Source organism: Leptotrichia sp. oral taxon 847 (assembly GCF_001553645.1).
Lineage (GTDB): Bacteria > Fusobacteriota > Fusobacteriia > Fusobacteriales > Leptotrichiaceae > Leptotrichia.
In genome coordinates this window covers 1,957,039-1,978,990 of record NZ_CP014231.1, presented here as the reverse complement: position 1 = coordinate 1,978,990, position 21,952 = coordinate 1,957,039, and the positions used below count along the sequence as shown (strand labels likewise).

The window sequence follows — 21,952 nt, the reverse complement described above, 5'->3', positions numbered from 1 at the left end:
ACTACCAGTTTTTTCACATTTTGTCAAGTTTTCTCAAACAATCTCAGCTGTATAAAACGCCTCTTAAAAATGTTGCTCACATAAATTCCAATAAGTCTCACTTCATCTTTTTTTATAAAATAATTAAAATTTTCAAGTGAAATTTTATAAATTACTTCTTCATCATTTGTTGCATTATTAAACGTCTTTGACCGAGTGTGCCCAGTAAAATCAGAATATTTTATTTTTACTGTAACTGTTTTTATAAATTCTTTCTGCTCTTTTAACTTTTGGCTAATTTTTTTTACTTGCGCTTTCATTGCTTCTTGAAGTTCATAAATCTCATCAACATTTTGGCTAAAAGTTATTTCATAGCCGTATGATTTTCTTTGCCTAGCAACATTAATCTTGGAAAAATGCTTACCTCGAATAACGTTATAGATATACTCGCCTCTACTCGCACCAAATTTTCTAATTAATGTCTCTTTTGAAATTTCATATAGCTGTGAAACTTTTGTCGCTTCAAAAGAAAATTTTAAAATTTCTCTCGTTTTTTTCCCAATGCCTGGAATTATCTCCAAATTTTTATCGTAGATGTAATTTATAAAATGTTTTTTATTTTTGAAAATAAAAAATCCATTTGGTTTGTTGGCATCACTTGCGATTTTTGCGCTAACTTTACTAAATCCTATTCCGACAGAACAAGTTAAATTTACATTTTTGTATATATATTCCTTAAACTTTTTTATAAATCTTTTTATTTTAGAAATTTTTTTTATTTCCGTCTGATTTTCTGCAAAAATGAATTGTGTGATATCCAAATAACCTTCATCTACCGAAGTGAATTCATAGATTTTGATAATTTTTTTTATTAAATCCTGTATTTTTTTCCCTTCAGCAAAATAGACATCTTTTCTGGGATAAACTACTTTTAAATGTGGACACAACTTTCTTGCATTTGACATTGGCATAGCTGATCTTATTCCAAATTTTCTAGCTTCATAGCTTGCCGTTGTAACAACGCCACTACCAACTGCAATCGCCTTTCCACGCAATTTTGGATTATCTCGCTGTTCAATGGAAGCAAAAAATGCATCCATATCATAATGAAGATATATTTTGTTATTTTCCATTGTTTTTACCATTTTACATTATAATTTTATCGTCGGCAAAATCATATTAAATTTACCATTTTCAATTTTATACTTATATTTTGCCAAATTTGCCAGCTCCAAACTATGTGTTACAATTATTATTGACTGCTGTCTTTCTCTATTTATTTTAATAAACAGATCATTTATTATGTTACTTGTTTCCGTATCCAAATTTCCCGTCGGTTCATCCGCTAGTATGATATCAGGATCATTCATCATAGCTCTTGCTATTGCAACCCTTTGCTTTTCTCCACCAGATAATTCCATCGGCTTATGTTTAGTCCTATTTGACAAATTTACAAGGGACAGTAGTTCCTTTGCCTTTTTTTTGGCCTTTTCGTGAGTCATATTTTTATTGATTAAAGCTGGCATCATAACGTTTTCCAGCGATGAAAATTCATTTAACAAATAATGAAACTGGAAGACAAATCCTATTTTTTCATTTCTTATAATATTTTTCATTTTTTCATTTTTGTGATCAATTTTTTCTCCACTAATTATAATTTCACCGTTTGTCGGCTCATCCAAAAGTCCCATTATATTCAAAAGTGAAGTTTTTCCACTTCCAGATTTTCCTTGAATCGAAACAAAATCTCCTCTATTAAATGCAAAATTAATATTTTTCAATACATGAATTTCTTCAACTTTTGTTTTGTAAATTTTACTTACATTCTTTAACTCTATTATCTTATTCATATTTCAAAGCCTCCACAGGTTTTAATTTTGCTGCTCTTGTTGCTGGAAAAATGGTTGAGATAAATACAACTACAAACGTAACCACATATATTATAATTAGTTCTTTTGCTGAGATATAAAGTGGCAATTCTTCCAAATAATAAGTTCCATTTTTCATAAACACCTTAAACAATATTTTTAACAAAATTGAAACAATTGGTGAAAGTATGCTCCCTATTACCATTCCAAAAAATCCCAATAAAAGTCCTTCTATCATAAAAATTTTTCGAATATGTTTATTTGTATAACCAATTGACTTTAAAATTCCAATATCTTTAATTTTTTCTCTGACTATCATATTCAAAATAACTGATACGGCAAAACTTGCAATTAGCAAAAGTAAACTCAAAATAGCAATTAAAACAAATTTCTCAAATCTTTCAGCGCTTAAAAGACTTTGATTTATCATTTTCCAATCCACAATTTCGTATTCTGATTTAGGAATTACATTATTTAACTGTATTTTTTTTTCGACATTTTCAACTTTTTGAGGATTATCTACCTTTACCCAAATATCCGTTGCCACTTCTCCCTGTTCTGCTAAAATTTGTATAGTTTTCATTGGAACAATTGCAAGATTTGTGTCATATTCTAAAAATCCTGTTTTAAAAATCCCTCTCACAATTAATTTTATTTCTTTATTTTCCGCTGATACAAGACTTATCTCCTGACCAACTTTTAAACCCATTCCCTTTGCCAGTTCATCTCCAACTAAAATTGAATTCAGTTCTTCAACATTGTTATTTCCAGCAACTATCTTCAAATTTAAGTCATTTTTCACATTTTCTGGCATTATTCCATAAGCAAGCACTCCTCTTGCAAATCCCTGTGAACGTATAATTGACTGACTATTTATTTTAGGAATAACCGCTTTTACACCTTCTACTTTTTTTAGATTTTCTACCGCTTCACTATAATTTTCAAAAAAATTTTTTTGCTTATGCTTTATTAAAATATGCGGACTCATTGTAAGAAGCGAACTTACCATATTTCTTCCAAGTCCATTTGATACAGTTAACGACACAATAAAAACCGTTACAGCTATAGCAATTCCAAGCATTGAAAATATACTTTGAAACTTTCTTTCTACAATGTGCCTAAATGCAATAAAAAACTCCACCATTTTTTCTTTTCCTCTTTCCTTTCCTTATCTCTGTTTTTATTTTTTATTTCTTTTATTTTTTTATCCTTAATTTTTCTTATTTTTACTTTGCTTTTCCCTAAAATTACTGCTAAAAATTTTTTATATTTTAAAAATCAATTTATCACCAATCTTTCTTTGCAATAACTTTAACAATAATTTTTCATTTTTTATATTTAATCTAATTTGTACTCTTTTACCATCGTAAGTTATAACTTCCAAAACCTTGTCCAGTTTTGCTGCACTTACTTTTGCAATCTTTACGGTTGCACTTTCTATATTTGAAATTTCTATTTTTATTTTTTTCACAAAAATAGTATCATTTTCAAACACAATTTTATAACTAAATATTAAAAAAATGGACACAAAAACATATAAAAACAAAATTAAAATCAAAATAACTCTTAATGCCGATAATTTTTCAGCTCCTATAACACCTTTATACAATGAATTTGAAGCAACAAATAAAATTATTATAAAAAAAATAGACGATGAAATTATATATTTTGTATTGGCTCTAAAAATATACTTTTTATTTTCATCTTCTATTTTATATTTTTGTACTTCTTCTTTTAAACTTTTTGACTCAAATAAATTTTCCATATTTCATAACATCACTTAATATTTGTAAGTAATTTCTCCTTTTTTCTTAAAATTCAAGTTATCTCTTACATATCTTTCAAATTTATTTTCATCTGTAAGATCATTTGTATTTTGAATAATTTTATTCTTTTTTTCAGTATATTCCTTTATATCTTTATTAGCTGCCGCAATATTCTTTTGAATTTCATTTCTACTTGAATACTTCATTATGCTATCATAAAGTTGATATACTACAATCATTCCAAAAATAACATTCCACAAAAAAACTAATCTTTTCATCTACTCTCCTAAACTTTTCTATTTTTTTATAAATTTTATTTTTTATTTTTTTTGTCATTTCTAATTTTTTCAATTTCAAAAATAAAACTGTCCAAACTATCAAATTTTTTATAAACAGAAGCAAACCTAACATATGCTATTTCATCCAAATCAATCAAATATGAAAGTATTTTATCGCCTAAAGCATTTGATTTTATCTCACCCGAATATTCAGTCAAAATTTCTCTTTCAATTCTGTCTATAACTTCTTCTATTTTTTCAGTGTCGCAATATCTTTTTTCAAATGCACGAATGATACCGTTATAGACTTTTTCTCTGGAATAAATTTGTTTTTCACCACTTTTTTTTATTACTTTTAAAGCTAATTCTGCCACTTTTTCGTGTGTCGTAAATCTTTTGCCACATTTTTCGCATTCTCTTCGTCTTTTGATTGAATTTCCTTCAAAATATGCACGACTGTCAACTACTTTGGTATTTGCATTTCCACAAAACGGACATCTCATAATTTCACCTAATTTTCTTCTTCTCTTATTATTTTTACAATCTCATCATTTGATTTTGCGCTTAGCAAAGAATCAACAAATCTTGTCTCTCTAATCAACCTGGAAATTCTCGCAAGTATTCTCAAATACTCCTGAGTTTGATTTTCCGGACATAAAAACATAAAGAAAATATTTACTTTATCTTCGTCAAGCGACTCATATTCAATACCATCTCTAGAAATTCCAAAAGTTATTATTAACTCGTCGACAGATTTAGTTTTAGCATGAGGCAGAGCGATCTTTTTACCGATTCCTGTTGTTCCCATTTCTTCTCTTTTTAAGATATCATTTAGCGCCAATTCTTCGTCTTTTACTAAACCACATTTTTTTAAATTTTCATAAAGCTCTCTTATCACCGAATTTTTGTTATTTGATTTTAGATCCAAACAAATTGTATCCATCTGAATATAATCAGCAATTTTTTTGCTTTCCATAAAATCCCTCCAAAATAAATTTTTGCATATTTAGTTCTACTTGCAATTGCATATTTACATATTTTTCAAAAATAATGACTATTTTTTTTAAACTATCCTTATGCTGTTCCACTTTTTTCTGAAAATTTAAATTTTTACTTAAAATCAATATTTTTTTGTACTCCAAAAATAATTCTTTTTTTAATAGTGATTTAACTTCGCTAGTTCCATAGATTCCATGTTCAACCATAATTCTATGCAAAAATGCCATAAGAATATAGTACTTATACCCATCTTTTAAATTAACAATTTCATCTATGTAGCTTAATATATCCGACAATTTATTAAAAAATATCTGATTTTCAACACTCTCATCATAAATTTTATTTATACTGTCTAAAATATATAACGAAATTTCCAATTTTTCAATATCTTTCAAAATATTCTTAAATACTTTGACTATGCTTGCTTCTTTTATCGAATAAAAGTTATTTTTTTTTGAAATAGTAAATTCGACAATATTCATTGGATTATATGCAGCTAAATTTCTTTTTTTAGATTTAGTTATTCCGTATGCCATTGCCAAAATTTTACCAATTTCCTTAGAAAAAATAGTAACTAATAAATTATTTTCTCCGTATTCTTTCTTTTTTAAAATTATCCCATTTATTTTAAAAACTTTCATAAAGACCTTTATTTAAAGTTTGACAATCTATAAATTATCTGGGAATTTCCATCTCTTACAGAAATTTTTGTTGGGAAATAATATCCATTTGACAATCTATAATCGCTGAAATTTACTGTATATCCTCTGCTAGTAATCGAAGTTAACCAATTTCCTGAAAAATGAAATGTATCTCCATTTTTAGTCTGTGTCTTTTTACCGCTTATTCTCGATATTTTGTTAAATACTGACAAAATATTTGCTTCATCTTTTGCAACTTTTTGTCTTACTGTCTGTTTTAAAGATGGATAATAAACAGTTTTTGTGCTTCCACTAAAGGTATAAATTTCACCTCGATTTACATTAGGAGCTGTAATTTGCAATTTCAATGTTCCTGAATTGTAGCTCATAATGTATCTTTTGGTTCTTCTCTGACCATTAATTGTCGCATCTTCCGTTACATTTACTGTAAAATTTCTTTTTTCCCAAAAATCTTTTGAAAAGGAAAAAACCGAAATAAAAATTGTCATCAATATTACTAACTTACTCATTGTTAATTTTTTAAACATCTTTTACCTCCATAAATTATTTTAAAAATTGAACTTAAAGTTTTATTGCAATTAATCGTGAGATTGATTTGATTCCTGCTCTTTTTCCAAATTTAACTGATTTTGAATTTGATTGTCAATTGCATCGTTTCTGCTCCATTTGTAAACCATCACGTTTTGAATTTGAAAAATATCATACTCTGGCTTGAATCTGATTTCCTTTATTTTCTTAAACGCATTTAAATCTTTTACTTTAAATACTCCAACTTTTATCCCCTTTGGAAAAACATCACTCACACCTGAAGTTTCTATGTTAAATAACGTTTTTTCATTGACTGAACCTTCATTGAAGTTTTGGATTGAAAAAGTTCCATTTCCATTTCCACGCAAAATCTGTAAATCTGTACCATTCAAAGTTACACTTAATTTTGAATTTTTGCTTGTCAAAAGAGTAACTTCTGAATATTCCGCATCAACTTTCGAGATTTTTCCGATTAAATAGCCGTTGTACATAACTGGTAAATTTAATTTTATTCCCTGATTTTGACCTTTGTTGATAAAAAACTTCTCTGAATAATTTATATTTTCCACTAACGCAACATCGGCTGCTATAAACTCAGCAGGATTTTTTTGACGCATATCAAGCATTCTTCTCAAATTTTCATTTTCAACCTTTAAATATGCTAATTCTGTATTTTGAACTTTATTTTTCTGTAATTCAAAATCTCTCATTTTATTGTTTTTTACATACTCTTCGATGTAACTGATATCTTGTACTCTGGATTTTAATTTTAATGTCTGAGTATAAAGCATACTTTTCACTTTTACAAGCCTAAAATCTATTTCTTTAGTAATTCCGTCCAAAAATGAAAATGAACTGGAAATTCTATTTTTTAGTGCAAATAATATAATTATTACGACTATCAGTATTAAAATATTCCTCCCAGTACTTTTTTTATCAGAAAATTCTCTACCTATTTTCATTATTTATTTCCTCTCATAAATTTGTAATAAAACTAACTTTCAAAATGTTAATTTTATTTATAAGTTTATTAATACTTACAATTTAAATATAACACATTTATTACACTTTATCAATAGTTATTTTTTACTTTTTTATATATTGCTAAATATGTTTATTTTTATATTATATTATCTAACAAACTTGCTTTTTATTATACTATATTTTCTTTACTTTGTAAACTTAATTATATTTTTACGACAGAGTAAAATAGTTAGGGGTAAATAAAAAATCTTATTTTAAGTTTTTCATTCAATCCAGAAAGTTACTAAAATAATTTTTTCTTTTTTAAGCAGAAGTGCTCATCGCCGCACCCCTGCACCCCGGCTAGTCTTCGACATTTTTATGCACTGCCAAAAAACTCGCTTACGCTCAGACAGTTTTGTCAGCACATAAAAATGCTCCGACGGTTTAAATTTTATTATCATACAAAAGGTGTCGTGATTTTTTTGGAGTAAAGACGACTGTTTGAGCACGTTTAGTGCGAGTTTCGGCTTTGCTTCAAAAAAATGCTTAGACGAGCGTGGGGATTATAAGGGGAAATGGCGGTCCTTTCCCCTTATGTAAAAAAATAAAAAAATAATATTAAACAAAATAACATCTTGTAATCAAAAACAAGCTAAAAAATTTGAAATTAAAAAATCTGCCCCTAAAATTTTTAAACCATCATATTTTTACTCTATCATAATTTTTAATTATTTAATTTTCTTAATTTTTTAAAGTTTCAAAAACATTGTTGCAAAATTAAAATAAATTATAAGTGTTACAGCATCTGAAATCGTTGTTATCAAAGGTGTTGCCATAACCGCCGGATCAGCCTTCACAATTTTTGCTCCAAGCGGAAGCAGTGCTCCTACCAGCTTTGAAACTATTACTGTAAATACAAGTGTCAATGAAACGACAAAAGCAATTATAAAATTAGTTTTTTCAAGTGTTACAAGTCTTATAAAATTTAATATTGCCAAAACTATTGAAACCATTATTCCAATTGAAAATTCCTTTTTAATCACTTTAAAGGCATCTTTTGGAGAAATTTCCCCAAGTGCAAGTGAACGGATTACAACCGTTGAAGATTGTGAACCAACATTTCCTCCGCTTGACATAAGCATTGGAATAAATGCCGTTAAAATTATTGACTTTGCCAAAACTTTTTCATAGCCTTGTATTATATTTCCTGAAATTGTGTCAGAAATCATAAGAACTGCAAGCCACCCGATTCTTTGTCTTGCCATCGTAAAGACACTTGTCTTTAAATAGGAATCATCTGTAGGCGAAGTAATTCCTGCCATTTTATGAAAATCTTCCGTAACTTCCTGATCCACAACATCCAGAACGTCATCCACCGTAATTATTCCCAAAAACCTATTTTCGTGGTCAACAACTGGCATAACGATAAAATCATACTTTTTAAACAAATCTGCAACTTTTTCCTGATCATCATTTGTATTTACACTTACGAAATTTGTATTCATAATATTTTCAATTACAGTATTGTCCTTTTTAGAAATCAATTCCTTTAGTGAAAGCACGCCTTCCAATTTCCCGTTTTTGTCCGTAACATAGCAAGTATAAATATTTTCCTTGTCTTTTCCAGTTTTTTTCAGCTGTCCTATCGCCTCTTGAACTGTCATATTTTTCTGAAAATCCACATATTCAGTCGTCATAATGCTTCCAGCTGAATTATCTGGATATTTTAGAAGCTGATTTATCAAGTGTCTATCTTTTCTATCCGTATTTTTCAAGATTTTTTTTACAATATCCGACGGCATTTCCTCGATAATGTCGACAATATCGTCAAAATACAGTTCATCAAATATTTCCCGTGTTTCAACATCAGTTGAAGCGTGAATAATCATTTCCTGATGTTCGCTGTCCAAATATGAAAATACATCGGCTGCTTTATCCTTTTTTAAAAGTCTAAAAATCATTATTACAAGCTCTGGCAGTTTAAATAAATTTATCACATCTGAAATTTCAACTGCATTTAATTTATCTAATTCTTTTTTTATTTCAAAATATTTTTTTTCTTTTAAAAGATCTTCAATTATTCTTTTTATCTTTTTCATTTTTTTCTCACCTCATTTTTTTTAAATAGTTATCATATAACTTCGATTAGACAATCAATTTTTATATTTTTAAATTTTATAAAAATATTTACTTTATAACATTACTTAAAAACATAGTTGCAAATCTAAAGTAAATAGTAAGAGTAAGCGCATCTAAAATCGTAGTTATTAAAGGCCCTGCCATTATTGCCGGATCCATTTTAAAGGCTTTAGCGACAACTGGTAAAAAAGCACCTATTATTTTAGAAATTATAACTACAAAAATTAAAGTTACCGAAACTGTTATTGCAACATTTAAAGGTGTCTTTGTCAAAGTTATAATTCTTAAAAAATTTATTGCCGCCAAAACAATAGCTACTATAAATGAAATAAGAAATTCTTTTTTTAATATTTTAAAAGTATCTTTTGTATTAACTTCCCCCAATGCCAAAGCACGGACTACAATTGTCGAAGACTGTGCACCTGCATTTCCCCCTGTATCCATCAGCATAGGAATAAATGACGAAAGTATGACTACAGACTGCAGCACATCTTCATATTTACTTATAATTCTTCCAGTAAATGTGGCAGAAATCATAAGTACAATTAACCAGCTAATTCTTTGTCTTGCCATTGTAAAGGCGCTTGTTTTTAAATAAGACTCCTCCACAGGCGAAATCCCAGCCATTCTATGAAAATCCTCTGTCGCTTCCTGTTCCACAACATCCATTACATCATCAATTGTGATAATTCCTAAAAGTCTATTCTCATTATCTATCACAGGAAGTACGATAAGATTATATTTTTTTATTATTTCTGCAACTTTTTCCTGATCATCATTTGTATGAACACTTATCACATTTTTATTCATAAGATTTTGAATAGGTTCATCGTCCTCGCTTGTAATAAGCTCTTTTAAAGAAACTACCCCTTCCAGCTTTCTACTTTCATCAATCACATAGCAAGTGTAGACATTTGCCATATCTTCCACAACATTTCTAATTTTAGAAATTGCAGAAGAAGCTGTCATATTCTTTTTCAAATCCATGTATTCAGTTGTCATAATGCTTCCAGCTGAATTTTCAGGATATTTTAACAAAAGATTTATTGTGTGTCTATCTTTTGCGTCGGTATTCTTTAGTATCTTTTTGACCACGTTTGATGGCATTTCCTCGATAATATCGACAATGTCATCAAAATAAAGCTCATCAAATATATTTTTAGTTTCCACATCTGTCATGGTTTTAATAATCATTTCCTGATGTTCACTATCCAGATACGAAAATACATCAGCTGCCCTATTTTTGGAAAGTAACCTAAAAATCATTATCAATTCAGAAGATTCAAACTGATTTAATAGTTCTGAAACTTCCACGATATTTAAATCATTTAGATACTTTCTAATTTCAAAATATTTTTTTTCATCTATAAATTTTTGAATAATGTTTTTTTTCATCATTATCTCCTTTCTTTTTTGCATTTCCAATTTTTTCAATCTTTTAAAATTTTTATGCAAATAAAAACCGGGAGAATAACAACAACGAAGATATTCCCTTTATTCATATTTGCACAAATTTGTAAATTTTAAGTCATTCAATCTTTTAAAATTCTCTTCTGGAATTTCCTCATTCAAAACATCCACCTCCAATATTATAAATTTTCATTTAAATAAAAAAATAAACTTTTTATCTATAAAATTTTATCAAACGAGTCAATTATTGTCAAATAAATTTAATTTTTTTTAATAAAATAAAAAAATTTAGTGACAATATTCCTATCACTAAATCAATTTTTATTATTTAAATATTTTTTACTTTTTCACAATAAAAAGTTTATCATCACTGGTGTATTCTACCAAAAAAACATCACTTATATCTGTGATATTGTATTCTTTTAGCTTTTCTTCCAGCCACTCGACATCTTTTCCAATATGTTTTAAATTTTCCTCAATAACTTTTCCATCTGAAACTAAAAGTCTTGCAAAATTTTCATCATCCTTCTGTATAATTGTAAGTTGACCATTTGATTCGACAAAGGCTTCATCAATGTCTAATATTTTAATAATTCCTTTCATTCGCAATTTTGTGTAAAAATTTTCAATAGTAAGATTTGCTTTTGCAAAATTTTCAGGAATTAATTTTCCATCTTTTACTAAGGAAATAATTCCACCATCAATTATATTCTTTACATCTGTACTGGAATTTTTTAAAAAATCAATTGCTGTCATTAAAAGTCCCCAAATTAATAGAACTATTAAGAATTGAATAATTGTTATGGCAGGGTTGTAAATTACACCACCGATAATTCCACCAAGTACATAGTTACCAATTTGATCTCCAGTTGACATCGGAGCAAGTTGGCTTCGCCCATTTAAATTCATAAATAAAACTAATGCAATAAATCCAATCGTAAGTTTTATCGCAACTGGAATTATAAAATCCAAAATTAAATCATCTCTCTTTCTATCAATAAAAAATTTATACTATTTTTTTACTTTGTAAATTATTCTTTTACAATTTTTACCTCATCAACATAAGGTACTGTCATTTCTTCAACCAAAATGCTGTTGTCAACCCAATGAATCTGGTAAAATTTATTCCTTATTTTATAAACTGTATGCTCAGTTATTTCAGGCGTATTTATAAAAATTTCATCTTCATTGACCTTAAATTTAGTAGACAATTTTTTTATGACACTTGCAGAATTTCGATAAATTTTTTCTTTATTATTTTTAGACTGATAATCTTCAAATTTATACAATCCAAACAAAATTACAAAGATTAATCCAAGTAAACTAAGCTGCTTTCCCCGTAACGAAATACTACCTTTAAACCATTTAAAAAGTGCAAATAAAAGAAATATAACTATTAAAACCATTATCACCAGAAAAAACTTATCGGTTATAAGTTTTTTGTTTTCTAAATAATTAAAATTATAAAATTCCATAATTTTGTATTTCCTCCTTTCTAAAAAGTTATTCTAACCATAAAAAAAATTAAATAAATGATATGATTTATTATATCAAAACTTTTTTCTAATTTCAATTTTTTAAAATTTATAATTTTTAAACTATTATTTAGTGAACTACTCCCGCTTTTAAAAGCGGGAGCTTCTTGGGAAGTATCTGCTTTTGCTAGCCAAATATATTTACCAAGCTCTTCGGGTAGTTCCTACCCTGTCTTCTTTTATTTTCTTAATATTTCAACATCGCTTTTCCAATGTCTCTTATATTCAATGCCGCATTGTAATCTCTGTCAATTTCAATTCCACAGCACTCACATTTATAACTTCTTTCTGATAATTTCAGCTCCTCTTTAACGTTTCCACATTTACTACAAGTTTTCGACGATGGAAACCACTTATCTATCTTCAAAAATTGTTTCCCTAAAAACATCAGTTTATACTCAAGCATCCTCAAAAACATTCCCCATCCATTATCTCCTACACTTTTCCCAAAATTTAATGCCTGACTCATCCCTTTCATATTCAAATCCTCAACAACCACAGCATTATACGTTTCAGACAATTTTTTTGATAATTTATGTAAAAAATCTCTCCGACAATTTTTGATATACTCATGCAATCTTGATATTTTTTCTTTTTGTCTATACCAATTTTTAGAAAATTTTACTTTTTTCGATAATGATTTTTGTAATTTTTTCAATTTTTTCTCCAACATCTTAAAATATTTTGGATAATCAGCTCTTTGGTTTTCAGAACTGACAAATAATTCAGACATTGAAAAATCAAGTCCAATCACTTTATCATTACTTGGATTTTTTTGGATTTCTTTTTCAAATTCCGTCAAAATAGAAACATAGTAATTTCCATTACTGTTTGTTAGTGTTACCGACTTTATTCTATAATTCTTTGGTATTTCTCTATGATATTTCAATTTTACTCTTTTCAATTTTGGCAAAACCAAATATTTGTTTTCCTCTATTCGTATCGAATTGTTCACACAATTTGTCGTATAACTTTTAACATTATTCTTTTTAGATTTGAACCTTGGAAACTTTGCTCTCTTCTGGAAAAAATTCGTAAACGAGCGTTTTACATTTAATTGAGCATTTGAAAGTGCCAAACTATCTACTTCTTTCAAAAATTGATTTTCACTTTTCAAACTGGCAGGTGTAATTATTTTATTTTTTCCAGTTTCTTCATAAATTTTATTCGCAGTGTACAAAATTGTATTGTAAACAAAACGAACACATCCAAAAGTCTTGTTTATCAATAATTCTTGATCTTTATTTGGATAAATTCTGTATTTGAATGCTAAATTATATTTCATAAAATTACACCTCCTTTTGATTTTGAGTATTATTTTTAATTATTTCTTTAGAAATTTATCATTAAGATTTCTCTTCAATATTTTATACAAAAATTGTATCATAGACGTATCCTTATTTTCAATTTTTTTACAAAAAAAGCAATTCATCTCCCACTTGTAGAAAGCCTACGACTTCTTGCTGTCTTTTTGTTAAAACATCACAAATATATTATACATCTTCAAACATCTTCTCAATTTTTTCATTCTTTTTCTGCTAAAATTCTTGTAATTTCATTCCTAAGACCTTCTAGCTTATACTTTCTCATCTCATCTTCCATAGCATTTTGTATATTTTTCAATTTTCCATCAAATAATCTGTGAATATTTCCTCCCATTAATATTTATAAAGTTTCTAAATTTTATTTGTTATAACTTTTATTGTTACATCTTACTAAGAAAATTTATTCAAATGGGAATATTATTAATTTTAAATGAGCTTAAAAACCGTTGCATTTAATATTGCAATTTATGCGTTAAAAAAATTATTACTAATTTATCTTGATTCTTATTTAAAATGTAGTATAAGAATTTAAATAAAATTCGTTAATGTTAAGCCCTTAATGTTGGACTTATTTTTTATATTTTTTCCAATTCATAAATTTTATAATCCCAAAAGTATATAACAATATTATTATCCTATATTGACTATAATTTATTAAAACTTTTAGAAAATATTTCTCCCCAATTTATATATTCTACAAATGTTTTATTTTCTTTATTTCACGCTCCCAAATAAATCATTCAAAGCTTCACTCATTGTCGGATGAGTAAATATCATATCTTTCAGGAATGTATATTTTTGTTCAGCTTTCATGGCCGCAGCAACAATGTTTATCATTTCGTGGGAAGTGTTACATAGTAAAGTACATCCCAATATTTTATCTGTTTTTGCGTCTATAACTGCTTTAAGTAATCCATCTGTTACACCTTCTATTTTTGCTTTTGGAATTGCCATTGCTTCAAGTCTTCCTGTTTTTACTTCATATCCTTTGGCAATTGCTTCGCTTTCAGTCATTCCAACTCTTGATAAAGGTGGATTTATGAATACGCTGTATGGAATTACATTTCTATCGTTTACTGTTCTATTTCCACCACTGTAAAGATTATCCCTTATTATTCTAAAGTCATCAAGAGAAATATATGTAAATTGAAGTCCGCCTTTCACATCCCCCATTGCCCAAATGTTATCAGCTGTTGTTTTCAATGTTTCATCAACTACAACCGCACCTTTTTCGTCAGTTTTTACTCCTGCCACTTCCAGATTAAGACCTTCTGTATTAGGTTTTCTTCCAATTGCCACAAGAATTGCGTCTGATTCAATTTCGCTCTTGCTTGTTCCTTGTGAAATTTGCACATATCCTTTTCCATTTTTATCAATGATTTCCTCAATTTTTGATTCCAGTAAAAATTTGATTCCTTTTGCCTCAAATATAGCCTTTGCCCTATCAGCAATTTCTTCATCTTCTCTAGGCATAAGTCTTTGTGCCAAATCAATAACCGTAACTTCTGACCCAAAATCAGCATACATCGAAGCAAATTCCAATCCAATGTACCCTGCTCCCAGAATAGTCAATTTTTTAGGAAGTTCCTTTAGTTCCATAATTGAAGTGCTTGTATAAACGTGATTACTTTCTTTAAGCCCTTTTATACCAGGAATTATTGTAGCTGAACCTGTATTTATAAATATCTTTTCTCCTTCAATCTGAACATTTTCTCCATTACTTTCAATATTAACTACATTTTTTGAAGCAAAACTTCCAAATCCATCGTAAATATCAATATTTTCCTTTGTAGCCAGCATTTCATAATTTTTTCCACGTAACGCACCAATCAATGTATTTTTATTATTTATACTTTCCGCATAAAATCTCTCCTTTTCCTCAATACCGCTTAATCCTTTATTTTTAAGAACTTTTGTACTATCAACAAGTTTTTTCGTAGGAATACATCCAATATTTATACAAGTCCCCCCATACATCTTGTCCGATTTCTCAATCAAAGCCACATTCTGCCCTTTCCCAGCCAAAAATCCTGCCAAAGTTTTTCCACCTTTTCCAAATCCAATTATTATTGCATCGTATTTTTTCATTTTCTTCGTCCTTTCCATTTTATACAATTATAGTTACATAATTGTATTTATTATAAAATTAATTTTTATATTGTAAGAATACCACATTTTTTACAAAAAAACAATATTTGTGTTTACAAATTTATATTAATTTTTTCAATATCCTCCCCCTTAATAACTAAAATATCCAAAGTCTTCTCATCTTTCATAAACTATATAATCATTTAAAAATTCAGGAAATATCTGATTTCCTTTATTGTCAATATCTAATATAATTCATTATGAAAATTCTTGAAACGTTACTGATTCCCCTCTCTCTATTTCCATTTATCTTCCCTTTTCATTCTTTTAAGAAAATATTTTTTCTCAGCTGCTGTGGTGTAAGTTTCTTTTCTTCTTCTACTTCTTTTTCCTCCATCTTTTCCACAACTTCATCTTCAACAACAATTCCCAACATTTTTTTCAAGTAATCCATCATAAAATTTATCTGAATAGGGATATAATAATTTTTTTACTTTTCTAAATTCAGACCAGTACTCGTCTTTACTAAATTTATCTGAATCATCAAGTACAAAATAATACAAATCATTTAATACAGATAAACAAAATATAATTCTTGCCCTGTTTTTTGATGAATTTTCTAAAATTTTAATTAATAATTCCATAGTCCATATATATTCAAAATAATACACCGCCATATGATCACTTCCTATGAAATTTATATACATGTCTCCTATGCTATTTGCTTTTTTAGGAACAACATTCATAATTTCATTGAAAATCTCTAATAATTTTAATTTTTTTATTTCCTTTTCTGAATAATCCTCTTTTATGCTTTAAAATTTCATTTTCTACAAAACTTAATAATTTTTCATCATTTATATTTTTCATCCCACGGACCTCCTGCTTCATATAAAATTCCTTCTATAAACTTATCTTTTGAATAATTTCCTTGACATTTAGGACATACAGACACTTGTCTCCTTATTTCTTCTTACACCTATAACATCACCAATTTTAATATTTTCTCCTAAATTTTCTACTAAATTATCTTCTACAAATTTTTTCGATTTTTCTTTACTTCCAGAACGACATGCCATTATAACAAAATTTCTATTTCCAATTTTTTTTGATTTATCTTTAATTTCATAAATTTTATTTTTTAAACATTTAAATCGTTTAATTTCTTTTATTGTTTCCATAATAAACTCCATTCCTGATTAATTATAAGGTAAAATGGCTAGTAATGCTGCATACTGTATATCTGAATCATTATAATATAACCCTTTCTCTGTTATTATTTTTTCTTTCATTTCTTTAGCTTTTTGAACATCATTATTTTTTTGATAATATGCTATCATCCCAAGTATAGCTTCCGCATTTTTTTTATTAGTGCCTTTTAAAAATAATTCTTTAGCTTCTTTATCATTCCCTTCTTTCATTTCTAACGTTCCTAATGAAACTAATGATTGTGAATCACCTAAATCAATCCCTATTTGATACCATTTTTTAGCTTCTATAAAATTATTATTTGCTTCATAAATATTGCCTATTTTGTATGCCGCAATTCCTATTTCCCCTTTTTCACAAGCTATTTTATAATATTTTAATGCTTCTGTCTCTTTATTTAACTCACCATACATATTACCTAAAAAATAATTCCCTTCAAAACCATATTCTAAACTTTTTTCATACTCTCTTTTAGCTTCTTCATATTTTTTTATTCTTATTAAACTATCCGCATTATTAATTGATTCAAATAACCTATTTTGTCTTTTGTCTCCTAACATCAAACCTATTTTAAGCATCATTTCATCAGATATTTGATTCATTTCTTTTTTTTCAAGCATTTTGTTTTTCAATTCATAAATTTTTTCTTTATTACCTTCTTTATAATAAATGGTCATTAAATAATAAAATCCTTCAGCTTCGTTTCCATTTTCAACTTTCAATAAAAATCTTTTAGCTTCTATTTCATTATTTTCACTTATTAATAATTTTGCTAGTTCTATACTTGATTTTTCATTCCCTTTTTCACTTCCTTTTAAATACCATTCTTTCGCCAAATTAAAGTTTCCTTTTCTATAAGCTATATTCCCTAATGTATAAGCAACTTCAAAAATTCCATTATTGTATGCTTTCCTGTATCGTATCTCACCTTCTTCTTTATCTATAAATTTATAATATATATTTGCTATGCTTACATCTGCCATATTACTATCATAATCTCTAGCTCTTTCATAATACTCTAGTGCTTTTTTATAATTCTTTTTCTTTATTTCCCCATCTCCCAAATTTGACAATTCAATATATTTTTTGTAATCACTGCTTCTTTCATTATTCTTTACTTCTGCTTCGGGTAAAGAACATTTTTTTATAGCTATATTTAATGTTGCTATAAGCAAAAGTATTGGTAAATATTTCATATAAAGGTTCCTTATTTTCCATAAATTCATAATTTTCTCTCTCATTTTCTAATTTTAAATTTTTTTATTCTAATTATTTATTTTTTATTTTTAAAAATTACAGTTACAATAGTAGCCATTCACGGATGCTGTCATAGGTTTGTTCTCTTGGTTTTTTACCTTTGTTCTTTTCTATTTTATTATCAACTAAAGATGATGTTTCTTGCTCTATTCCAAACCCTATAAAAAATATTCCTCATTAAAAAATAATTATTCTTTCTCAGATATTTGCAATTCTAAAAATATTTCTTTTTCGTTTTTTTCTATTCTCATAAAATCCTCCATTTTTTATTTCTTTTATGATTTAATTTTTCTTTTTTTGTTTTCTTCAATTCTACCAATTCTTCATTTATTTTCAAAGCTTGACTATATTTCCCTTGCTTTTCATACAATTTTACCAAACTTGTTAATGCAAGTTCCTTATGTGCAAGTTCTTTTGCTTTTAAAAGACTATTTTCAGCCTTGCCGTAATCTCCTTTTATTTCATAAACTTCTGCTAACAGACGCAATAATCTTGCTCTTTTTTCTTCAATCCGTTTCACATTGTCTTCTGAATGTGAAAATAATTTTTCCGATTCTTTTAATAACCATTCTTCAGCTTTGTCATAATCTTTTTTCCACATATAAAGTTCCCCTAAAAGTCTTTCTGCATTCGGATATTTTTCATTAACAAGCTCCTTGTAAAGTTTTTCAGCTTCATCAAAGTGATCGTGCCTCTGATAATAAAAAGCCAAAGCATTTTTTACCTCAATATTTTTATTTAAATTTCTTTTAAACGCTTCCACCACTTCGCTATTAATTTCTTTCCTTTCTCCATATACCCATACTCTAAACAAGGTGTCCTCGCTGTAATCTCCTTGATCCATTGCCCTTATATAATACTTTCTCGCATTTAACTCCTCCATACGATTAGCATATATCTGCCCTGCAAATGCACTTGCTTCCTTCACTCCTCTGTCCGAGCCTTTTCTTGCCCATTTGAGTGCCTTTTCTTTTTCCCCTCTCGCACTATAGTTTCTTGCCAGATAATAATCTGCCATCGGAATATCCTTTTCCACACTTTTAAAATACACTACCCCAATTCGTAAATATTTTTCCTGAACTTCTAGCCCCTTTTGCAAAATTTTTTCTTTTTCTGCCATTGTCGGATTTTTCTTCATTTCAGCAATTTCCGTTTTTGCCTTTTTTAAAGCTCCTTTTTCCTCCTCCGAGAAAGGAATATTCCCACTACAGCTCACTAAAAATAATATACTTACCAAAATTAAAATTATCTTTTTCATAACTTGCCCTTTCTATATTTTTTCAGTATTAACAAAATTTATATTTTAAATTTTATACAGTAATATTATACCCTATTTTTTTTCATAAATTTTCTTTAAATAGAATTTTTCATCAAAATGACTCTACACAATAATATTTACAAATTTTGTTATATAAATTTCAAAAAAATACAAAAAGACCTCTTAAATTAAGATTTTCTCTCAATTTTAAAGAAGTCTGTTTTTTAATCATGACTTTATTTTTCATAATTTCCATTATTTATAATGATTTGCACAGGCGATAACCACTATATTTGTTTCTGTTAGTTTATATATAAACCTGTGCTTATCTGTAATCCTTCTGCTCCAGTATCCATTCAGTTCATGCTTTAAAGGCTCAGGTTTCCCTATTCCTTCATTTCCGTTTCTTTTGATGTCTTTTATTATTTCATTTATTTTTTTGACTATTTTTTTATCCTGTTTTTGCCACTGGATATATTCTTCCCAAGCCTCATTATTCCAAATCAGATTCATTATTCCACCTCAATTATATCATGTATTTGTACATTTCCCGCCTCTACTTCTTCTTTTCTTTTTAATAGTTCATTGTAATATTTCTTATTTGACATGATGTAAAGATTTTCCATCAAATTGTTATATTCCTCTTCACTCATCAGTACCACATTTTTATCGTTTTTTCTTGTTATAATGACTGTTTCATAATCATCAGTTGCCTTATCACAATATTTTTTTAAATTGTTTCTCACATTTGAATAATTTGTAGCTATCATTTAAATCACCTCTACTTATTGTACAATATTTTTGACAAAAAATCTACATGTTTTGTATCAGTTTTTATTTCTAAAGTCAGTTTTCATTACAATAAATTCTTTTATTCTAAAATCCACCATAATATTCTGTTCCGCACTAAATAAAAAGATTTGAAAACCTTTACCAAATGTAGTAAAATACTTTTAAGATATTATTTTTTACCATACTAATATGATGGCTTAAAACTGGGATTTTTTCTCAGTTTTCTTGTTACAAAAAATATTTTTTTCTTTTTTTAGAGATAAATTTATCAGATTTAAAAATTTTGGAAAGGAAGGAAAAATGGGAAAAACGAAAGCAATAAATGAACGAAAAACTAAATTTGGTACAGAACCTGTTGGAAAACTGTTGATTTCACTTGCGGTTCCTGCTATCATTGCTAACTTGGTTAATGCTCTTTACAATGTTGTGGATCAGATTTTTATTGGGCAAAAAATCGGGTTTCTTGGGAATGCGGCTACGAATGTGGCTTTTCCACTTACGACGATTTGTCTTGCAATTGGGCTTATGACTGGAGTCGGAGCTGCAACTAACTTTAATTTGGAATTGGGAAGAAAGCGTCCAAAAAGGGCAAAAAGCGTGGCTGGAACTGCGGCTACAATGTTACTTTTAAGTGGAGCTATTTTGTGCATATTAATTAATATTTTTTTAAGACCAATGTTGACGGCCTTTGGAGCTACTGATCAAATTTTTGATTATGCGATTGAATATACTCAAATTACATCTCTTGGGATACCGTTTTTACTATTTTCGATAGGAGCAAATCCTATGGTTAGAGCTGATGGGAATGCCTTTTATTCAATGCTTGCGATAGTTATTGGAGCTATTACAAATACGATTCTTGATCCGCTGTTTATGTTTGGATTTAATATGGGAATGGATGGTGCCGCTTGGGCGACTGTAATTGGGCAATTTATCTCGGCAGTTATGCTGGGGTTATATTTTTTCAGATTTAAAAGTGTAAAGTTTGAATTGAAGAATTTTAAAATAAAAATACGGGAAATTTGGATTTTGTTTATGTTGGGAACATCGCCTTTGATTTTCCAATGTTCTGCACTAATTGTTCAAATTGTGACAAATAATTTATTGAAAATTTATGGTGCGAAATCTATTTATGGAAGTGAAATTCCCATTGCCGTTGCTGGAATTGTTATGAAAATAAATGTCATCTTTCTAGCGATCTTATTGGGATTGACGCAAGGAGCACAGCCTATTGCGGGATTTAATTATGGAGCAAAAAAATATACAAGAGTTCGAGAAATTTTAAAATTATCTCTAAAAGTGGCTTTTATTATTTCTTTAGTAGCATTTGCAATCGCCGAACTTTTCCCTGTTCAAATAATTTCTGTCTTCGGTAACGGAAGTAAACTCTACTTTCAATATGGAACAAAATATATGCGAGTATTTTTATTTTTCATATTCCTAAATGGTATTCAAGGTGCTATTACAATGTTTTTAACATCAATTGGAAGGGCCTCAAAAGGAGCCTTTTTGTCACTTGTAAGACAAATTATATCACTTTTACCATTACTAATAATTTTACCACATTTTATGGGTATTGATGGAATTATGTTCGCATTCCCAATAGCAGATTTCATAGCTTTTGTTGTATCTGTGATTGTTTTGAAAAAGGAAATGAAAAGTATTCCGAAAGTGAATCAAGATGTATAAAAAATTTAGAGAATTGTAAGATTTGAAATTTTTAAAAATAGATTTCATTGAATTAAAAGCTGTCTCATGAGGTTTATTTTATGAAACAGCTTTTTTATAATATTTTTGCAACGAAAAGCTTTTCGTTCCATTTTTTATTTGTCGTAATATATTATATAATTTGTGTATAGAGCTATTTTTAAGATTTATTCAATCATTTTCTTT

The 21,952-nt window shown here is 28.0% G+C and carries 25 protein-coding genes; 1 reads left to right on the top strand and 24 read right to left on the bottom strand.

The features are described from left to right. Nucleotides 1-23: 23 nt before the first annotated feature. From dinB to AXF11_RS09235, 24 genes are all read right to left on the bottom strand, one after another. Nucleotides 24-1,112: a DNA polymerase IV gene (gene dinB, locus AXF11_RS09340; RefSeq protein WP_068157518.1), complete on the bottom strand. Its 1,089-nt coding sequence runs from the start codon at nucleotides 1,110-1,112 to the stop codon at nucleotides 24-26. An 18-nt stretch (nucleotides 1,113-1,130) separates the two neighbouring features. Then, nucleotides 1,131-1,829, bottom strand: coding sequence for an ABC transporter ATP-binding protein (locus AXF11_RS09335; RefSeq protein ID WP_068157515.1), 699 nt, complete (start codon nucleotides 1,827-1,829; stop codon nucleotides 1,131-1,133). Further along, nucleotides 1,822-2,991 (bottom strand): ABC transporter permease, encoded by a 1,170-nt coding sequence (locus tag AXF11_RS09330; protein WP_068157512.1) that lies wholly within the window; start codon nucleotides 2,989-2,991, stop codon nucleotides 1,822-1,824. Before AXF11_RS09330 ends, AXF11_RS09335 begins: the two co-directional genes overlap by 8 nt. A gap of 120 nt (nucleotides 2,992-3,111) precedes the next feature. Next, the gene (locus AXF11_RS09325) at nucleotides 3,112-3,612 is read right to left on the bottom strand and encodes a hypothetical protein (RefSeq protein WP_068157509.1); all 501 of its coding nucleotides are present in this window, start codon (nucleotides 3,610-3,612) and stop codon (nucleotides 3,112-3,114) included. Nucleotides 3,613-3,627: 15 nt separating this feature from the next. Then, the gene (locus AXF11_RS09320) at nucleotides 3,628-3,891 is read right to left on the bottom strand and encodes a hypothetical protein (RefSeq protein ID WP_068157507.1); all 264 of its coding nucleotides are present in this window, start codon (nucleotides 3,889-3,891) and stop codon (nucleotides 3,628-3,630) included. 35 nt (nucleotides 3,892-3,926) lie between these two features. After that, nucleotides 3,927-4,394, bottom strand: a complete 468-nt coding sequence (nrdR, locus tag AXF11_RS09315; protein WP_068157505.1) for a transcriptional regulator NrdR — start codon at nucleotides 4,392-4,394, stop codon at nucleotides 3,927-3,929. Nucleotides 4,395-4,402: 8 nt separating this feature from the next. Beyond that, entirely contained in the window at nucleotides 4,403-4,867 is a 465-nt protein-coding gene (locus AXF11_RS09310) for a PTS sugar transporter subunit IIA (RefSeq protein WP_068157502.1), read from the bottom strand. Then, entirely contained in the window at nucleotides 4,845-5,531 is a 687-nt protein-coding gene (gene recO, locus AXF11_RS09305; RefSeq protein ID WP_068157501.1) for a DNA repair protein RecO, read from the bottom strand. Before recO ends, AXF11_RS09310 begins: the two co-directional genes overlap by 23 nt. 8 nt (nucleotides 5,532-5,539) lie before the next feature. Then, nucleotides 5,540-6,079 (bottom strand): hypothetical protein, encoded by a 540-nt coding sequence (locus AXF11_RS09300; RefSeq protein WP_068157497.1) that lies wholly within the window; start codon nucleotides 6,077-6,079, stop codon nucleotides 5,540-5,542. Between the two features lie 51 nt (nucleotides 6,080-6,130). Beyond that, nucleotides 6,131-7,042, bottom strand: a complete 912-nt coding sequence (mreC, locus tag AXF11_RS09295) for a rod shape-determining protein MreC (protein WP_068157494.1) — start codon at nucleotides 7,040-7,042, stop codon at nucleotides 6,131-6,133. Nucleotides 7,043-7,795: 753 nt separating this feature from the next. Beyond that, nucleotides 7,796-9,145 carry a magnesium transporter gene (gene mgtE / locus AXF11_RS09290; protein WP_068157490.1) on the bottom strand — a complete coding sequence of 450 codons (1,350 nt, stop codon included), beginning with the start codon at nucleotides 9,143-9,145 and terminating at the stop codon, nucleotides 7,796-7,798. Nucleotides 9,146-9,233: 88 nt separating this feature from the next. Continuing rightward, nucleotides 9,234-10,580, bottom strand: a complete 1,347-nt coding sequence (gene mgtE, locus AXF11_RS09285; protein ID WP_068157488.1) for a magnesium transporter — start codon at nucleotides 10,578-10,580, stop codon at nucleotides 9,234-9,236. A gap of 354 nt (nucleotides 10,581-10,934) precedes the next feature. Next, nucleotides 10,935-11,567 carry a YetF domain-containing protein gene (locus AXF11_RS09280; RefSeq protein WP_068157486.1) on the bottom strand — a complete coding sequence of 211 codons (633 nt, stop codon included), beginning with the start codon at nucleotides 11,565-11,567 and terminating at the stop codon, nucleotides 10,935-10,937. Nucleotides 11,568-11,626: 59 nt separating this feature from the next. Next, nucleotides 11,627-12,070, bottom strand: a complete 444-nt coding sequence (locus AXF11_RS09275; RefSeq protein WP_068157484.1) for a DUF3290 family protein — start codon at nucleotides 12,068-12,070, stop codon at nucleotides 11,627-11,629. Between the two features lie 247 nt (nucleotides 12,071-12,317). Further along, a complete protein-coding gene (locus AXF11_RS09270) occupies nucleotides 12,318-13,415 on the bottom strand; it encodes an RNA-guided endonuclease TnpB family protein (RefSeq protein ID WP_068157481.1) in 1,098 nt (365 codons plus the stop codon). Between the two features lie 239 nt (nucleotides 13,416-13,654). Next, nucleotides 13,655-13,789 (bottom strand): hypothetical protein, encoded by a 135-nt coding sequence (locus AXF11_RS11045; RefSeq protein ID WP_257720974.1) that lies wholly within the window; start codon nucleotides 13,787-13,789, stop codon nucleotides 13,655-13,657. 380 nt (nucleotides 13,790-14,169) lie between these two features. Then, a complete protein-coding gene (locus AXF11_RS09265; RefSeq protein ID WP_068157479.1) occupies nucleotides 14,170-15,543 on the bottom strand; it encodes an FAD-dependent oxidoreductase in 1,374 nt (457 codons plus the stop codon). Between the two features lie 319 nt (nucleotides 15,544-15,862). Continuing rightward, nucleotides 15,863-15,988: a hypothetical protein gene (locus tag AXF11_RS11040; protein WP_257720973.1), complete on the bottom strand. Its 126-nt coding sequence runs from the start codon at nucleotides 15,986-15,988 to the stop codon at nucleotides 15,863-15,865. Beyond that, entirely contained in the window at nucleotides 15,960-16,250 is a 291-nt protein-coding gene (locus AXF11_RS09260; RefSeq protein WP_156440409.1) for a hypothetical protein, read from the bottom strand. Before AXF11_RS09260 ends, AXF11_RS11040 begins: the two co-directional genes overlap by 29 nt. 231 nt (nucleotides 16,251-16,481) lie before the next feature. Continuing rightward, on the bottom strand, nucleotides 16,482-16,724 hold the full coding sequence (locus AXF11_RS09255) for a hypothetical protein (RefSeq protein WP_068157472.1): 243 nt from the start codon (nucleotides 16,722-16,724) through the stop codon (nucleotides 16,482-16,484). An 18-nt stretch (nucleotides 16,725-16,742) separates the two neighbouring features. After that, entirely contained in the window at nucleotides 16,743-17,978 is a 1,236-nt protein-coding gene (locus tag AXF11_RS09250) for a tetratricopeptide repeat protein (protein WP_197416826.1), read from the bottom strand. A gap of 278 nt (nucleotides 17,979-18,256) precedes the next feature. Further along, nucleotides 18,257-19,267, bottom strand: coding sequence for a tetratricopeptide repeat protein (locus AXF11_RS09245; protein ID WP_068157461.1), 1,011 nt, complete (start codon nucleotides 19,265-19,267; stop codon nucleotides 18,257-18,259). A 255-nt stretch (nucleotides 19,268-19,522) separates the two neighbouring features. After that, nucleotides 19,523-19,780, bottom strand: coding sequence for a Txe/YoeB family addiction module toxin (locus AXF11_RS09240; protein ID WP_068157457.1), 258 nt, complete (start codon nucleotides 19,778-19,780; stop codon nucleotides 19,523-19,525). After that, on the bottom strand, nucleotides 19,780-20,037 hold the full coding sequence (locus AXF11_RS09235; protein WP_053393071.1) for a type II toxin-antitoxin system Phd/YefM family antitoxin: 258 nt from the start codon (nucleotides 20,035-20,037) through the stop codon (nucleotides 19,780-19,782). Before AXF11_RS09235 ends, AXF11_RS09240 begins: the two co-directional genes overlap by 1 nt. A 322-nt stretch (nucleotides 20,038-20,359) precedes the next feature. On the opposite strand from AXF11_RS09235, the gene AXF11_RS09230 reads away from it, so the two are divergent. Then, entirely contained in the window at nucleotides 20,360-21,748 is a 1,389-nt protein-coding gene (locus tag AXF11_RS09230; RefSeq protein ID WP_068157455.1) for an MATE family efflux transporter, read from the top strand. Nucleotides 21,749-21,952: the final 204 nt, after the last annotated feature.

Bases quoted from the DNA above. Each gene is read 5' to 3' on its own strand.
- dinB (WP_068157518.1), bottom strand. From the start codon at position 1,112: ATGGAAAATAACAAAATATATCTTCATTATGATATGGATGCATTTTTT.
- AXF11_RS09335 (WP_068157515.1), bottom strand. From the start codon at position 1,829: ATGAATAAGATAATAGAGTTAAAGAATGTAAGTAAAATTTACAAAACA.
- AXF11_RS09330 (WP_068157512.1), bottom strand. From the start codon at position 2,991: ATGGTGGAGTTTTTTATTGCATTTAGGCACATTGTAGAAAGAAAGTTT.
- AXF11_RS09325 (WP_068157509.1), bottom strand. From the start codon at position 3,612: ATGGAAAATTTATTTGAGTCAAAAAGTTTAAAAGAAGAAGTACAAAAA.
- AXF11_RS09320 (WP_068157507.1), bottom strand. From the start codon at position 3,891: ATGAAAAGATTAGTTTTTTTGTGGAATGTTATTTTTGGAATGATTGTA.
- nrdR (WP_068157505.1), bottom strand. From the start codon at position 4,394: ATGAGATGTCCGTTTTGTGGAAATGCAAATACCAAAGTAGTTGACAGT.
- AXF11_RS09310 (WP_068157502.1), bottom strand. From the start codon at position 4,867: ATGGAAAGCAAAAAAATTGCTGATTATATTCAGATGGATACAATTTGT.
- recO (WP_068157501.1), bottom strand. From the start codon at position 5,531: ATGAAAGTTTTTAAAATAAATGGGATAATTTTAAAAAAGAAAGAATAC.
- AXF11_RS09300 (WP_068157497.1), bottom strand. From the start codon at position 6,079: ATGTTTAAAAAATTAACAATGAGTAAGTTAGTAATATTGATGACAATT.
- mreC (WP_068157494.1), bottom strand. From the start codon at position 7,042: ATGAAAATAGGTAGAGAATTTTCTGATAAAAAAAGTACTGGGAGGAAT.
- mgtE (WP_068157490.1), bottom strand. From the start codon at position 9,145: ATGAAAAAGATAAAAAGAATAATTGAAGATCTTTTAAAAGAAAAAAAA.
- mgtE (WP_068157488.1), bottom strand. From the start codon at position 10,580: ATGAAAAAAAACATTATTCAAAAATTTATAGATGAAAAAAAATATTTT.
- AXF11_RS09275 (WP_068157484.1), bottom strand. From the start codon at position 12,070: ATGGAATTTTATAATTTTAATTATTTAGAAAACAAAAAACTTATAACC.
- AXF11_RS09270 (WP_068157481.1), bottom strand. From the start codon at position 13,415: ATGAAATATAATTTAGCATTCAAATACAGAATTTATCCAAATAAAGAT.
- AXF11_RS11045 (WP_257720974.1), bottom strand. From the start codon at position 13,789: ATGGGAGGAAATATTCACAGATTATTTGATGGAAAATTGAAAAATATA.
- AXF11_RS09265 (WP_068157479.1), bottom strand. From the start codon at position 15,543: ATGAAAAAATACGATGCAATAATAATTGGATTTGGAAAAGGTGGAAAA.
- AXF11_RS09260 (WP_156440409.1), bottom strand. From the start codon at position 16,250: ATGTATATAAATTTCATAGGAAGTGATCATATGGCGGTGTATTATTTT.
- AXF11_RS09255 (WP_068157472.1), bottom strand. From the start codon at position 16,724: ATGGAAACAATAAAAGAAATTAAACGATTTAAATGTTTAAAAAATAAA.
- AXF11_RS09250 (WP_197416826.1), bottom strand. From the start codon at position 17,978: ATGAATTTATGGAAAATAAGGAACCTTTATATGAAATATTTACCAATA.
- AXF11_RS09245 (WP_068157461.1), bottom strand. From the start codon at position 19,267: ATGAAAAAGATAATTTTAATTTTGGTAAGTATATTATTTTTAGTGAGC.
- AXF11_RS09240 (WP_068157457.1), bottom strand. From the start codon at position 19,780: ATGAATCTGATTTGGAATAATGAGGCTTGGGAAGAATATATCCAGTGG.
- AXF11_RS09235 (WP_053393071.1), bottom strand. From the start codon at position 20,037: ATGATAGCTACAAATTATTCAAATGTGAGAAACAATTTAAAAAAATAT.
- AXF11_RS09230 (WP_068157455.1), top strand. From the start codon at position 20,360: ATGGGAAAAACGAAAGCAATAAATGAACGAAAAACTAAATTTGGTACA.